General features: G+C 42.8%; 12 protein-coding genes. 7 read left to right on the top strand and 5 right to left on the bottom strand.

Features of this window, described 5'->3' with window-relative positions; translation table 11 throughout:
* Positions 1 to 120: 120 nt before the first annotated feature.
* The 4 genes from AB4503_RS11150 to AB4503_RS11135 form a co-directional block, all read right to left on the bottom strand.
* Positions 121 to 1,779 (bottom strand): hypothetical protein, encoded by a 1,659-nt coding sequence (locus AB4503_RS11150; RefSeq protein ID WP_102333453.1) that lies wholly within the window; start codon positions 1,777 to 1,779, stop codon positions 121 to 123.
* Between the two features lie 326 nt (positions 1,780 to 2,105).
* Complete coding sequence (locus tag AB4503_RS11145; protein ID WP_372114631.1) at positions 2,106 to 3,461, bottom strand: FUSC family protein; 1,356 nt, start codon at positions 3,459 to 3,461, stop codon at positions 2,106 to 2,108.
* 9 nt (positions 3,462 to 3,470) lie between these two features.
* Complete coding sequence (locus AB4503_RS11140; protein WP_017059803.1) at positions 3,471 to 4,337, bottom strand: HlyD family secretion protein; 867 nt, start codon at positions 4,335 to 4,337, stop codon at positions 3,471 to 3,473.
* 10 nt (positions 4,338 to 4,347) lie between these two features.
* Positions 4,348 to 4,560 (bottom strand): DUF1656 domain-containing protein, encoded by a 213-nt coding sequence (locus AB4503_RS11135; protein WP_017059802.1) that lies wholly within the window; start codon positions 4,558 to 4,560, stop codon positions 4,348 to 4,350.
* Positions 4,561 to 5,031: 471 nt separating this feature from the next.
* Here AB4503_RS11135 and aspT point away from each other — a divergent pair, with 471 nt between their 5' ends.
* From aspT to AB4503_RS11100, 7 genes are all read left to right on the top strand, one after another.
* Complete coding sequence (gene aspT / locus AB4503_RS11130; protein ID WP_372114629.1) at positions 5,032 to 6,747, top strand: aspartate-alanine antiporter; 1,716 nt, start codon at positions 5,032 to 5,034, stop codon at positions 6,745 to 6,747.
* 151 nt (positions 6,748 to 6,898) lie between these two features.
* Positions 6,899 to 8,497: a bifunctional aspartate transaminase/aspartate 4-decarboxylase gene (locus tag AB4503_RS11125; protein ID WP_372114627.1), complete on the top strand. Its 1,599-nt coding sequence runs from the start codon at positions 6,899 to 6,901 to the stop codon at positions 8,495 to 8,497.
* 206 nt (positions 8,498 to 8,703) lie between these two features.
* Positions 8,704 to 9,561: a pyridoxal kinase PdxY gene (pdxY, locus tag AB4503_RS11120; protein WP_017060057.1), complete on the top strand. Its 858-nt coding sequence runs from the start codon at positions 8,704 to 8,706 to the stop codon at positions 9,559 to 9,561.
* 213 nt (positions 9,562 to 9,774) lie between these two features.
* Positions 9,775 to 10,947 (top strand): patatin-like phospholipase family protein, encoded by a 1,173-nt coding sequence (locus AB4503_RS11115; RefSeq protein WP_017064613.1) that lies wholly within the window; start codon positions 9,775 to 9,777, stop codon positions 10,945 to 10,947.
* 17 nt (positions 10,948 to 10,964) lie between these two features.
* Positions 10,965 to 11,390 (top strand): hypothetical protein, encoded by a 426-nt coding sequence (locus tag AB4503_RS11110; RefSeq protein WP_017060059.1) that lies wholly within the window; start codon positions 10,965 to 10,967, stop codon positions 11,388 to 11,390.
* Positions 11,391 to 11,549: 159 nt separating this feature from the next.
* Complete coding sequence (locus tag AB4503_RS11105; protein WP_372114625.1) at positions 11,550 to 12,464, top strand: LysR family transcriptional regulator; 915 nt, start codon at positions 11,550 to 11,552, stop codon at positions 12,462 to 12,464.
* A 299-nt stretch (positions 12,465 to 12,763) separates the two neighbouring features.
* Positions 12,764 to 13,915, top strand: coding sequence for a BamA/TamA family outer membrane protein (locus AB4503_RS11100; RefSeq protein ID WP_048608357.1), 1,152 nt, complete (start codon positions 12,764 to 12,766; stop codon positions 13,913 to 13,915).
* A gap of 83 nt (positions 13,916 to 13,998) precedes the next feature.
* Here the strand turns inward: AB4503_RS11100 and AB4503_RS11095 are convergent, their stop codons facing one another.
* On the bottom strand, positions 13,999 to 14,556 hold the full coding sequence (locus AB4503_RS11095; RefSeq protein WP_017060062.1) for a PhnA domain-containing protein: 558 nt from the start codon (positions 14,554 to 14,556) through the stop codon (positions 13,999 to 14,001).
* Between the last annotated feature and the right edge of the window lie 166 nt (positions 14,557 to 14,722).

The raw sequence follows: 14,722 nt of genomic DNA, 5'->3' as shown, positions 1-14,722 counted from the left end.
TTCCACAATAGTATTCGGCGTAGTCTGTTTCATCGCTATCTGCGTAGATAACAGAACTACAAAATTTCTTATTAAGAACAACCTGGTTTAAGGGCTAGGCTGGTAATCAAAGTTCGGTGACTAGAATCGGTAGCCAAGATTCAGCGTTACAGCCGAACGAGTTTCGCCTTTGTTGTACAACATGGTCATGTTGTAGTTTTTGCCGATCTGCTTGTTAACACCTGTTAGGAATGCCCACTGGTCGATATCGACGCCAACGTCATAATCAAATTCGATGTCTCCGGTTTTTACGGTGCCTTGCATACGTGAATTTAAACCTTGGTATTCAGCACCCACGAAAAACTGAGCTCGATAATCAACTAATTGGTAACCCAGCATGGGTTGAACCGTGACAATGCCATCTCCCCAATCGTCCACTCCTTTTAGGCGTGTTTGTGAATAGGTACCTGTGACTGAGGCAAAGAACTCTTTGTAACCAACAGATAATGTGGTGCCCGCGCCGCGTAAGTCATATTCAAGATGAAGTGGTACATTCAAACGACCACTGTTACATAAGGCAGAGACACCTTCGCAAAGTGCGTTACCTAGCCCTGGCAATTTGTTATTGAGCTTGTCTTTTAAGTATTCACCTGCGGCGCCGGTATAAGAGGCGTCAACATTCGCATCAACGTTTACCTTTCCTACGTACCCGAATACATTCCAGAATGGCAAGATATTTACGTCGCCGCGTATCGAAACACTTTCCGCTTTGACCGTCGCAACACTGTCTTCCGGGTCAAATAAATCATTCAAGCGCACTCCACCAATCACGTAATCTGTCATGGGTATATCCATATCTTGATTGCGATAAGCCACTGATACGCCGAATGGAAGGGGTAAATCGATACCTTGACGACGCACCATGTCACCCATTAAAGGGAATACTCGATCTAACTTAACACTCGCTTCTTGCATACGAGGATCTGAAACTTCTTTTAGACGCCCTTCATGCAGGACATTAACGCCGTTGTCGTCTTCATAAATTGCGACGGGTTCAGTTACAGCGCTCATGGTCATCGGTTTCGTTTTAGACGTACCCTCGATGTTAATTGTCTTACGTTCAATAACGACTTGACCAGAGTCTAACGTTTGGAAATCAATCACTTGGTAATAGGTATCGACTTTTGACTTACCAAGATTAAATGGCTTGTCGTTGGTGATTACCATGCGTTTTGGTGTGCCGCCTACAAGTTCAATATCAACATTCAAGAAACGGAAATAGGCGATGTCTTGTGGTAAGCCGTATCTCGAATAGTTGAAGCTAATGGTCACGTCGCCGTTGTCTTTTTCATTGACTTTCACTGACGATGGATCGAAGCTTTCTGCATAATTTCTTAGTCGATACTCAGTGCGCGTAAACTCTTCAATTTCATCGATCAGTTTTTCGTTTTCATCCAGCTCTTGCGGGTTGTATTTGATGCGCAGGTCGATGTTGCCTTTGCTGTCTGTGTTTTTTATCAGATAGACGCTTGAGTCACGAACCTCATCGCCAATTTGTATGGTTCGATGTGCGTGTTCAACTAGGTGTTCGCCCTGTACGAGCGAACTGATTGCTAGCTTTGGTAAATCATGACTGATGCCATATTTGTCAAATAGTGCTCGACCTTTTTCCATAACTTCGCTGTAAGTCTTGGTTTCTGCCGCAGACGCAAAATTGGGGGTGGTAAGTAATAGGGCGCTCGCTAACACAGAAAGAGTATGGGTCTTACAGGCGCTGGTGCGTATTTCAAAAAAACTCATGACGGTTTCCACGCTGAGTGGCCTCAAACCTTCGAGACTCAAACAGTCGATGTAATACTGAACGTCGTGTTCAGTTGTTATGTATTTATCCGTTAGGATTGCTAGTGTGAATGTCGCGACTAAAAATGCATTGCGTCAATCAATGAGAGGATTTTAAGAGGAGGTGGCAGATCGCGTTAATCGCGTTTGATGGACGCTATCCTCACTTAGTAATAATTAGCGTTAATCAATTGATTTATAATGATTTTCAATAGATAAAAAAACGGCCTGTGAAGTAAAAATACTTGGCAGACCGTTTTGTTGTGAGTTGTTAAGCGCATTTAGTTCTAAGCAGTTACCCTCACTCTAAATAGATCAGTAAACAACTTCGCTATCATCAGAATAATCAAAATGTTTACGAGCATCAAAAGTGGCGTTTCAATTCCATAAACAGGTGTGAGGTTGAGCGCACCAGATGTGAGAACAACTAATAAGTTAATACCCAATATTCGGTGTACCATGAGCTTAGGTGTCGCGAACACTTTCCATATCACCATAATGTTAAGGAAGTAGAATAGTCCCAGCTCCCATAGTTCTGTCATTAATGGCATCACAAAGATGTATTGCAACAGAACCACCGACCCTGTACCCAACACACCATAAAAAGCGTCCTTAATAACGCTTGGTGGCATGGTCGGCACCATAGAAGAGAATACACCGGCTAACATAGGAAATATGAAACCACCTGGAACTGGAAGATAAATCCAAATCAACAGCGATGTGATAAACATCGACACGCCTTGCAGCACTTTGCGCCCATCTTCATTCAAATGTTCAACAAACGTGCGATGTGCATGATGCCAAGACACGTCTTTATGATCACCTATGACATTGAGTTCACCCTCAACAAGAGATTGTTCTGGTGTTAATACATCGAACGTCTTCAAGTTGTGAGTAAGAACTGCCCATTGGATATCTAAGTCTGATTCGCTGTTACTTTGTTTGAGTAATGTATCTTGGATATGTGCCATTTCATCGATACGCAAGCGCCATGTTTGGATGTTCTCTTTAAGGTGGTAGCTTCCGGTCAGTGGCAGATCTAAAAGTTGATACAGCTTATCAATATTCGCGGTGTTGCTTTCAAGTGCGGCAATGTCGATGTTGTCTGTTTTTTCCATTGCATCTAACAACGCTTGTTTACTGGTTTCGAAACGTTGTACAAAGTTGAGTTCAGTATTAACAGGCCACACGATGCGATACACAATAGAGAACACAACAACACCTAATAGTGTTTCTTGAAGTCTAAGTACAGCAAAGTGAAAGGTGGTTTGGTTATCAAACCCGCCCAGACAAGCAACAATCGAACACACGGTAAATCCTATTGAAAAGATGTAGCCGTATTTCTCGCCACTAGACATGAAAATACAAGTGCCTAAGAACACGGTAAGAAATGTTAGAAACAAAAATCGATCTTGTGAAAACATCGCAATGAGGAAAAAGGCATAACCGGTCCCTAACAAGGTTCCCATTAACCGGTTATGGCCTTTGTTTATTGAATGGGCGAAGCTCTCGTTCAATGCCATCACTGCGACGGCTATCGCAGCCCAATACGGTTTTTCCAAACCAAACCACAACGCTAGGCAGATTGCGATAACGATAGAGAGTGCGACTTTAATCGCGTCTTTAGTCGATGCAGTGAACATAAGAATCACCTAGCTATTTTTGATTATTTTGATCGAGGCAGTCATACCAACACGCAGTTGTACGTCTTCTGGTATTTTGTCTAACTTCACTTTGATAGGGATGCGTTGAGCTAGGCGTATCCATTGGAAGTTTGGATTCACGTTTGGCAATAAATCATTACCTGTGCTGCCGTCTTGCTTCGCGATACCAAAACCAATACTTTTGATATGTCCTTCTAGCTGAACATTGTTGTGCATCATTAAGGTCACATAAGCAGTGTCCTGAGCATCGACACCGACTAAATCAGTCTCTTTGAAATAACCTTCAATCCAGAAGCTATCTTCATCAATTAGCGCAACCACAGGTGAATTCGCGACAACTTGAGAGCCAACACGTAGGTTCAGATTGGTGATATAGCCGTTAGTAGGCGCATATACCTTGGTGTACTCAAGGTTGAGATGTGCTTCTTCTACGTTCGCTTTTGCCAGTTCGACATTTGCGGCGCTGGTTTCTACCGCGTTGTTCAAGTTGTTTAGTGTCAGCACGGGCACGGCACCGGGCGTTCTTTTCTCTAAATTCAACGCGCGTTGCTCTTCGTTTTTGGCTTTGGCGAGTAGGGCAAATGCTTGTTTTTGAGTCGCAAGTGCTTTTCTGTAGGTCGCCTTGTAAATACTCGGATCGATCTCAAAAAGAAGATCGCCTTTTTTTACCTTCGAGTTGTCTTCGACATGCACTTCAATGACTTGACCCGTGACTCGAGGTGTAATCGAGACGATATAAGCGCTGACTTGTCCGTCTCTGGTCCATGGGTTACTTGAGTACGACTGGTAATAGCTATAAACCACAGTTCCCGCAGCAGCCAATAATAAAAGTGTGATGAGATAACGTTTGATCACAGTAAGTGCCTCAAAAAATGGTAATAAAATGGCCGATAGCGCCAGTAAAAATCACGATCAAGCTCAGTTCTGCTATTGCAGGAAAGGCGACGTACTTATGAAGGCCAAACCGTGTCGCGATTGACCCTGTTAGCATTGTCAGTATGTAAGCCAGTGCGATAACCAATAACAGCGGTGGGAAGTAGACTTCATCCCACACAAGCTCATGCGGCATGGTATTCATGGTTCTGTTCTCTATTTGTTTGATGAATGCAACGATAACGGAGTTCGATTTATTGTGATAATCGCTTATAGAGGATCATACCCATCAAAATCCAACTTTATTCGGTGATTATGCCAACTGCCTGTTTGTTGAGAGCCGTAAGCCAGTAAAACAACGGTAGGTAGGTTGTCGTTCTTGAAGTGGAAACACTTAATTGAAATTGATTTCGAAAATCATCTACTTTTGCCGGTTTAAGATAAATCTATTTAAACCAATCACTTAAGGTGCAAATTGCACTTCAAAAACTATGCGAACAGTTAAAGTGATGATTTGATCCATCAAATGGGATTACATAATAAAACCTTTTGTTCTTAATATTCGGTTCGAAGCAACGAGATGCTTTATTTATTTTGAATAATCCAACAAATATCATTATTAAGTTATTAGTTAGATTATTTACTCCTTATATTTAGTAACAAGAGTAAATTTGTCATGGACATTATTTCTAATCTGTTTGACATGGCACCATTTGTCGCATTATTTATTACACTCTCATTGGGTTATATGGTTGGTAAAATTACTATCGGCCGATTTGTTTTAGGCGGTGTGGCCGGAACATTATTAATGGGCGTAATTATTGGGCAATTTGGTGTTCAGATTGATCCCGGCGTAAAAAGTATTTTCTTTGCGCTCTTTATTTATGCTGTGGGTTATCAAGGCGGCGCACAATTCTTTAAAGCGCTTAACTTTAGAACCATCAACATTCTGTTGTCTGCGGTTGTTATGACGGTTTCAGGCTTATTGTGTGTACTTGCTGCTGCGTGGTTGTTTGACTTAGATAGAGGTACTGCTGCGGGCCTAGCTGCCGGTGGTTTAACTCAGTCTGCGATCATTGGTACTGCAGGCGATGCGATCGCCCGTTTGGGTGGTGTGTCTGAAGAAGCCAAACATCTGATGCAAACTAACGTTGCTGTAGGTTACGCTGTAACATACATCTTTGGTTCATTAGGTCCAATCTTGATGGTGACTTGGGTATTCCCAACGTTGATGAAGTGGGACATTCGCTCTGAAGCAATTGCGTTAGAGGAGAAAAATTCTAACGGTACACGTGATTTGGCAGATGGCGAATTTAACGCAGTCACAGCTCTAGTGACACGTGCTTTTAAAGTCACTCACGACGATAAACTGGTTGGAAAAACACTCGCGCAATTGAATCAATCATCACTTGCTGCGTGTATCGAACTTATTGAACGCGACGGAAAAGAGCTGAGTGCAGACAAGTTCACAGCACTTAAAGCGGGCGACCTTGTTGTGGTTACCGGCCGTAGAAATGCGGTTCATGAGCTACAGAGCAAGGCGCAAAGTAATGAAGTCGCATTACCGGAAAGCTATGAAGTTATTGAAGAAAATCGTCAACTTATCGCTGACAATCGCAAACTGATTGGTCGTTCGCTAAGAGAGATCAAAGATAGCTCAAATCAACGTTCGTTCCGTGGTGTGTATGTTACAGACTACATGCGTGCTGGTGCTTCAGTCGCCATTACTGATGATCTGATTGTTCAGAAAAACGACGTTATTCAATTAACAGGCACCGCACAAGACATCAACCGAGTTGAAAAACACATCGGTAAGCGTATGGGCTCAGCAACCATGACTGATTTCATCGTACTGGGTTTTGGTATGGTGTTGGGCCTTCTTATCGGCTTAATCAGTTTCAAGATTGCAGGTATTCCAGTAACGATTGGATCTGGTGCAGGTTGTTTGATCTCTGGTTTGCTTGTTGGTTGGTTACGTAGCCGAAACCCACATGTGGCTCAGTTCCCTGCGGGTGCAGCAAGCTTTATTCGTGACTTTGGTTTAGCAGCATTTGTTGGCATCGTTGGCCTCCAAGCGGGCCCTCAAGCAGTTGATACCATAAAAGAACATGGTATGTCGCTTCTGTTCTTGGGTATGGCGGTCACCATCATTCCACAGATTATTTCATTCTTTTTCTCGTACTTTGTATTGAAGATAAAGAACCCAGTAGAAGCGTTAGGTTGTGTGACTGGTGGTCGAAGTGCAAACCCAGCGTTCGCTGCATTGATGGAAAAAACAGGCAACGCAACGCCAGTATTCTCTTTCACTGTGACTTACGCCGTAGCCAACGTGTTACTGACTCTATGGGGACCAATTATCGTCGGCATTATAACCGTTAATGCGGGTATGTAATTAAAACCTACAACTCATTATAGATTTAAAAAATCATCAACTTATTAACAGACCTACCCAATCAAAAATAGGGTAGGCCTGAATAATCACGCTTAAGTAAAACACTTTATTTAATTACAAGTGTTTAATATTAAATTATTAGGTAAATATTATGACTACTCAAACTCCAACTATCGATTTTTCAAAATTCGCTGACCTAAGCCCATTCGAGCTAAAAGACAAACTGATTGAAGTGGCGCAAGCTGTGCCAGATCGTGCACTTCTTGATGCGGGTCGTGGTAACCCTAACTTCCTAGCAACGCTACCTCGTAAAGCATTCATCCGTCTTGGTGAGTTTGCGGTAGCAGAAGCAGAGCGTAACTACGCTTACCTCGGTGGTGATTTCGGTGGTATCCCTGATGGCGTGGGTATCGTTGAGCGTTTCGATACGTTTACTAAAGAATACTCAAACGACAAAGGTGTTCAGTTCATCGAGCGCGCACTAAGCTACGCAAAAGATCGTCTAGGCATCCAAAAACAAGCGTTCCTAAACGAACTCGTTCTTGCTTACCTAGCGTGTAACTACCCAGTACCACCACGTATGTTGACTAACATTGAGAAAGTGGTGAAGCAGTACATTGCAGAAGAGATGTATGGCCCAGTTCCAATGACCACGGACTTTGACTTGTTCGCAACGGAAGGTGGTACGGCATCAATGACCTACACATTCCAAACGATGTTCAACAATGGTCTATTGAAAAAAGGCGATAAAGTGGCGCTAATTACGCCAATCTTTACCCCTTACCTAGAAATCCCAGAGCTTTCTGAGTACGAACTAGAGATCGTTGAACTGCGTCTTGATGAGACCACTTGGCAGCTACCAATGTCTGAAATCGAGAAACTGGCAGATACAGACATCAAACTACTTTGCGTCGTTAACCCTGCTAATCCAGCATCAGTGAAATTCTCTGACGAGACTCTAGAGAACCTAACAAACTTTGTGAATGAGCAACGCAGTGACCTATTCATCATCACTGATGACGTATACGGTACATTTGCCGATGACTTCGTTTCTCTATTTGCAAAACTACCATACAACACACTTTGTGTTTACTCGTTCTCTAAGTACTTTGGCGCAACAGGCTGGCGTTTAGGTACCATTGGTATCCAACACAAAAACGTATTTGATGACGCACTAAGTTCTTTCAGCGAAGAAAAACAGTGTCAACTTGATGACCGTTACAAAACACTGACTCCAGAGCCACGTGACATTAAGTTCATCGACCGCATCGTTGCGGATAGCCGTAGCGTAGCCTTGAATCACACTGCCGGTCTATCTCTACCGCAACAAGTGCAAATGGCGATGTTTGCTCTAACTTGCCTAATGGATTCTGAAGGTAGCTACAAAGCAGCATGCAAGCGCATCATTCGTGAGCGCTATACAACTCTATACACCAACATGGGGCTAGAAGTTGAAGAGAACAAAGATCGTGTGGACTACTACACACTACTAGAGTTAGACACTCTAGGTGGCAAACTATACGGTCAAGAGTTCGTTGAATGGTTCAAAGCAAGCGGTAAAGGTAAAGATTTCTTATTCCGTCTAGCTCACGAAACTGGTGTTATTTTACTACCAGGAAATGGCTTCGATACTGTACATGCGTCGGTTCGCGTATCTCTGGCTAACCTGACTCACCATGAGTACGAACTGATTGGCCGCGCAACTCGCAAGGTATTGGACGAGCACTTCGCTGAGTTTCAAGACGCATAAGTTCAAGTCTGGCTTAGAATCAAATACATGATTTAAAGCCGATGACGTCCAACTCATTAAGAATAAGCCTCGGCGATGTCGAGGCTATTCCGACCAAATAAGCACAGTGGTTAGATCGATAAAACTTCCTATCTTGATTTTCCGTTGTGTTTATTTAGTCGTCTTATCCAAGTATTCAAATCCATTTCAAACTGAAAGAGCGACGCATGAAAAGCATTATTTCTATTCAATCTCACGTGGTTTACGGGCATGCAGGAAACAGTTCTGCGGTTTTTCCAATCCAAAGAATGGGACTCGATGTGTGGCCAATCCACACTGTTCAGTTCTCTAATCACACTCAATATCAACAAGGTTGGACCGGGCAAACATTCGGCTCAGATGATATTCGAAACTTGATTCGAGGCTTAGACAACATCAACGTACTGAAAGACTGTGGTGCGATCCTATCGGGTTATCAGGGAAGCGCAGACCAATGTAAAGCGGTTGCCGAGTCGGTTAATTTAGTTAAAGAAAAGAACCACAGTGCACTCTATGTTTGTGACCCTGTAATGGGTGACCCAGATAAAGGTTGTATCGTTGAGGATGGCGTTAGAACCGCCATTACTAAACACTTGCTTCCTATTGCCGATGTTATAGTGCCAAACCAATTTGAACTAAGTGAATTGACCGGCATTAAAATCCTCTCCCTTTATGACGCGGTTACAGCATGTAAGAAAGCATTGGAGCTTGGTCCAAAGATGGTGCTCGTGAAGCATCTTCATTCATTACCCGATGACGCGTTCAGTATGATTTTAGCAACGAAAAAGGCATGTTATTTAGCCCAACGACCGAACATTGAATTTGCTCAACAACCGGTTGGTGTCGGTGACCTTATCTCTGGCCTGTTTACCGCAGGGTTAATAAAGAGAATGTCTCCCGTAGCTGCATTCCGACATGCAAATAACGCGGTCTATGGTGTGTTGGAGCTAACTAAAAGCTATGGCACTTGGGAGCTACAAACAATCAATGCACAATATGAATTTGTAGAGCCTACTCACGATTTCAACGTGGTCAAAATCGGGTAGAGCGTTTAACTCCGATAGTGGTGGAGGGTGTACCTATTCGATGGGTCGCATCCTACAAACGAGATTACGAGCTAAGACTAAACCTAGCTATATTACTCCCAGAAAGAGACGGACTTCACTTTATCCCTATTTATTAACTTCTCTGTTTATAGCTGTTCTTTTGATTAAACAGAGTTTCTGAATCATTTTAGAGAACATTAAATGAGCCTAATTATGAACCGTCTAATTTCCTCGGGTTTTACCGTTGCTTTGTCATTACTTGTAGTGGCATGTAGCTCACCCCACACGTTGGATGTACGCGTACACAAAGACAATTACAAAGAAGTGGTTGTAGAAGAAGCGATATCAGTAAAAGAGCCATTGCGTATGTGGGCGAGTGAGAACCCAGACTTCTTATACTCTCCAATCGATCAAACAACGCCAATTAAAGTGTCAGGTGAGCAACTAAATATCTTAGCTTTGTCAGGAGGCGGCGCGAACGGAGCCTTTGGAGCCGGTATTTTGATAGGGTTGGAAGAATCTGGCCAATTGAAAGACTACTCAATAGTTACTGGCATCAGTGCAGGAGCGCTAATAGCACCATTTGTATTCATCGGCGGAGATGCATTTCCGAAGATGAAGGAGGTGATGTTAAACATCAATGACAAATCAGTGCTCGGCAAAAAGAACTTTTTAAACACCGTGTTTAAAGATGCTTTTACTGACGGTAAAAACTTGAATCAATTTATCGCTCAGGCGTTCCCTGAACCGATGATCGAGCAAATTGCTGCGCGACACCGCAACGGTAAGCGTTTGTTTATTGGTAGCACACACTTTGATTCTGGAGAGCTTGTCATTTGGAATGTGGGCGCAATTGCAAATAGTGACATGCCAGATAAGTCTGAACTTATATATAAGGTTTTAGCAGCAAGTGCTTCTATTCCTGGAGTCTTCCCACCGCAGTTTATCAATGTGAAGTACGAAGGTAAAAGTTATGAAGAACTTCACGTCGATGGTGGTTTAGCCGCTCAAGTATTTTTCAATCCATCTAACTTCGACTATCAGCAGATCTCAGATGCTCTTGGGTTAGAAAAACCACCACAGCTCGATGTTATTCGAAATGGAGCACTGAAAGCGCCGTACCACTCGCTGAGAGATAAGGGTTTAGATTTAGTAGCAAAGAGCGTATCAAGCCTGACTCTTGCTCAAACACGTGGTGATTTATATCGAATGAAATACATCTGTGAAATCAACAACATTGATATGCAATTTACTTACATCGAGCACGACTTTGGTTACGCCAAACGAACCAAAGACATGTTTGATGAACACTATTTATTAACCATATACGAATATGGTTATCACAAAGCAACTCAGGGCAAACCTTGGGTAACAGAATTACCTTAATTTAGGGATATCGTAAAATGAATAAAACAGCTTTAGCGCTACTTATCATGGCAACGTCTAGCGCTGCCATGGCACAAAATGTGACCTCAATGGAACAGCAAAAAGTCGATAACGACATGCTACAACTGGCCGACGTTCAACAAGAAGCGGCGTTGTTCATGGTTGAAGAAAATTCAGACTACGTGGAGATTGACTACATTGGTCAGTGGGTTGACGTGAACAATTACGTCACACACAAAGAAGCTAAAGAACGCCAGCTTCAAAAGACCACCAAGAAATACATTTACTCGCAAACAGGTGAAACTCTAGAATCCATCGAGCAGCGAATTGCTGAGCATATTCAAGTGGACCAACCTAGATATTTCAGTGTCGATGTTTACCGTAATTACCACGGTGATTCTGGGGACTTTAACTATCTAGCTCGAGTTATCGAATACATTTAAGTTATTCGTTTGACATCAACGATAAAACCTACTAGCTTAAGTAGGTTTTTTTTGTTTCAAATTGACGAATTATTTTCACTAATATTATTCTGACAAAGTAGATATTTCGCCAACCTGTGATAATTTAAATACATAACGATTAAAAGTAAGCACAACAACATGAATTTCAGCATTGAACAACTTCTCGCGTTCGTTACCGTTTATGACCAACTCTCTTTCAGCAAAGCCGCCGTTAAACTCAATAAACACAGAACGACAATCGGGCAGGTTATTACTAACCTTGAAGACCAACTCGCGGTAAGCCTATTTGAAAGGGTTGGGCGCTCTGTAAAGCCGACAGAAGACGGGCATCTTCTTTACCATTATGCCAAGCAAACCATTGAACAAGCTCGTACCTTCGATAAGGTAGCATTGAGCCTCTCTTATGGTGGATTAGAAAACATCACAATCGCGTATTCTAGCGTGATTTCTCAGCGTGTCCTTGTCGATATTCGAAAGCAACTCAAACGTGACTTCCCAATGATGCGAGTCAACTTTCTGGTTCGTAACAAGAAAGCGATCAAGCAAGGGATACAGGATGGTGAGTATCACTTTGGTTTGGTGAATATTCATGATAGCAGCGCGATGCACAGTTTAGACGCAACTCTTTTAGGCCATATTGAGTTCTATCCGTTCGTACAAAAAGGTGGTGAATTTAGCAATCTAGACAAAGGGGATGTGCTGGTAGCTTTGAGAAACTCTAAACAATTTGTGTTGAAATCCCTAATAGAAGAAGGAATGTCGGAAAAAATAGTCGTAAGCTCAGACCACGAAGAGATTGACCAACTTGCCTTGATGATCAAAATGGTTGAAAACGGCTTGGGCTGGGCATTTCTACCTAAATCATTTCTCTTTGACCCAGAGTCTTCTAAACATGACATTGAACCAATTCAAGCGTTAGAAATGGTTGAAGGCTTCAAGTTTGGTTTTGCATTATGGTGCCCGCACTCTAAACAGGTCAGTGATATCAAACGCTCAGTGACTTCGGTGATTGCTGAGTATCGAGAGCGTTTAATCAGCAACTATCGAGCGTAGCTTTTGGTTTTATGCAGTGGTTTCTTAGATGTCCCCCATACAATTACTATGAAATGAAGGCTCACTGAGAGCCTTTTTTTGTACCTGCTTTCTGAGCCTTACCTCGTTAGAGAAACGATATGTTTGATGGGTTTGACCCTCTATATGAGAGTAGGGTAACACCACTATTTGGCCTATTCTATGCCCGTCGATTAAGGACCCCCTTTATTGGCAATAAGTGTTTTATTTCTATGTTTATTGCAAGGAAGCAAACTTTCGACCGGGTTTCGTTACCCGGTCTTTTTTATGAGGCAAATTTTATGACTCGCTGCGGCGGCATTGTTCTTCTTTCCTGCTTTTTATTTACAACATCTTCTTTCGCATCGTTTTATGATCCTGTTGATGGTCAATTTGATATGGGGCATCACCTTGCGGAAAACGCACATGGCTTTTTGCCTATCCCAATTTTGATTACCGAGCCTGCGGTGGGGTACGGCGGCGGTGTGGCTGGTTTGTTTTTACATGAGACGGATGAGGAAAAGCGACAAAGAAAGCAAGCTGCTCTTTCTGCCATAGATGGTGGTGCGCAGTTAGTACCCTCAGCAATGTCAGTAGTGGGCGCAGTAGGGACAGAGAACGAAACTTGGTTTGTATTTGGTGGCCATAGACGATCTTGGATGAATGATTCCATTCGTTACACAGGAGGCGGTGGCTTTGGTGTTGCGAATTTGGATTTGTACACATCAATCAACTGGGGCCCCATAGATCATGACCTTAGAATAGGCACGTCAACTTCGGTAGCCGTACTTTCACAAAAGGTGCAGTTCCGGATTGGGCATACGCCTTGGATGTTGGGAATAAAGCAGTTATTAGCTAAGTCTGAGATTGAATTTGATAACATGGTTTTAGACCGAATTTTGGGTAACGAATCGGTTACTTCTGGTTTAGGGTTGGAGGCTGAATATGACACAAGAGATAATTTATTTTATCCAACCAAAGGTTACAAATTGTCTGCAGATTACATGGTGTACGACGATGCGATTGGCAGTGATTACAATTACCGAAATTTGAACATAGATGGCGAAGCCTATATCCCAATTACCAATAAATGGACGTTAGGCTTGGCTGCAAATTATCAAAGCTTCGAACAGCAAGACCTGTTTGTATCACCCACAGCGAAACCGTACGTGTCGTTACGCGGGGTGTCATCTTATCGGTACCAAGGAGATGAGATTGAAACAATCCAAGGCCAATTGACGTATAGCATCACTCATCGTTGGAAGGTGTCTGGGTTTTACGGTTCAGGGGTTGCAAAGCAAGATAACGGCATAAGCCACGACAGTACCGTCAATGCCGGAGGTGTCGGCTTTCGATACCAAATCGCGAGACGTTACGGTTTGCACCTTGGGATGGATTATGCGCAAAGCCATGAAGAACGCGCTATCTACTTTAACGTAGGCAGTGGTTTCTAGAACAACGGAATAGGTTAAATTTTTCCAAGAAAAAAGGCGCTAATTAGCGCCTTTTCGTTTTCTATCACTTTCTTACAGTAAGATTACTTCTTACGGCAGAACTCAGCGATTACGTACATTGATTGACCGCCGTTTGTTTTACCAGAAACAAGCTTAGGATCGTCACCAACGCTGATACCACGAATAACAGTACCTTGCTTAATCACTTGGTTAGTACCTTTGATTGGCAGGTCTTTGATTACTGTTACGTCGTCACCTTTCTTAAGTTCAACGCCATTCACATCAAGAGGCTTGTCATCAGCAGACATGCCGATTTGTGCCCAAACTGATGTTTCTTCTTCAAGGTACATCATGTCTAGCGCGTCCTGAGCCCAGCTTTCTGTGTTCAGACGAGTAAGTTGACGCCATGCCGTTACTTGAACTGGCGCTTCCTGGCTCCACATGCTGTCAGTCAGACAACGCCAGTGGTTGATATCTTTAGGATCGTCAATCTCACCAAGACATTTGTCACATACCATGATGCCGTGATCCACTGTTACGTGGCTGTGTGGCGGCACTGCGTATGCAGTAAGAGAAGAATCAGAACCACATAGTTCACATTTAGATTGGCAGCGTTCTAGCATAGTAGCTTCAGAAGACATAATGGACTCACATTTATTAGGTATTAAATTACGGGGCTATTATCCACTTTATTTACAATAAAGAAAGAGGTCGTACGGTATTCTGTCTTGATTAATTTTAGCTGAGATCAACCATTTGTGTTTTAAAGTTTTATGCAAACGGTCAACTAGGGGGCTTGTTCGAACG

This window comes from Vibrio sp. 10N.222.55.B11 (assembly GCF_041473705.1).
GTDB lineage: Bacteria > Pseudomonadota > Gammaproteobacteria > Enterobacterales > Vibrionaceae > Vibrio > Vibrio crassostreae_C.
This window is presented reverse-complemented; position numbering and strand designations above follow the sequence as displayed.

Coding starts and splice junctions, on each gene's coding strand:
- AB4503_RS11150 (WP_102333453.1), bottom strand. CDS start 1,779: ATGAGTTTTTTTGAAATACGCACCAGCGCCTGTAAGACCCATACTCTT.
- AB4503_RS11145 (WP_372114631.1), bottom strand. CDS start 3,461: ATGTTCACTGCATCGACTAAAGACGCGATTAAAGTCGCACTCTCTATC.
- AB4503_RS11135 (WP_017059802.1), bottom strand. CDS start 4,560: ATGAATACCATGCCGCATGAGCTTGTGTGGGATGAAGTCTACTTCCCA.
- aspT (WP_372114629.1), top strand. CDS start 5,032: ATGGACATTATTTCTAATCTGTTTGACATGGCACCATTTGTCGCATTA.
- AB4503_RS11125 (WP_372114627.1), top strand. CDS start 6,899: ATGACTACTCAAACTCCAACTATCGATTTTTCAAAATTCGCTGACCTA.
- pdxY (WP_017060057.1), top strand. CDS start 8,704: ATGAAAAGCATTATTTCTATTCAATCTCACGTGGTTTACGGGCATGCA.
- AB4503_RS11115 (WP_017064613.1), top strand. CDS start 9,775: ATGAACCGTCTAATTTCCTCGGGTTTTACCGTTGCTTTGTCATTACTT.
- AB4503_RS11110 (WP_017060059.1), top strand. CDS start 10,965: ATGAATAAAACAGCTTTAGCGCTACTTATCATGGCAACGTCTAGCGCT.
- AB4503_RS11105 (WP_372114625.1), top strand. CDS start 11,550: ATGAATTTCAGCATTGAACAACTTCTCGCGTTCGTTACCGTTTATGAC.
- AB4503_RS11100 (WP_048608357.1), top strand. CDS start 12,764: ATGACTCGCTGCGGCGGCATTGTTCTTCTTTCCTGCTTTTTATTTACA.
- AB4503_RS11095 (WP_017060062.1), bottom strand. CDS start 14,556: ATGTCTTCTGAAGCTACTATGCTAGAACGCTGCCAATCTAAATGTGAA.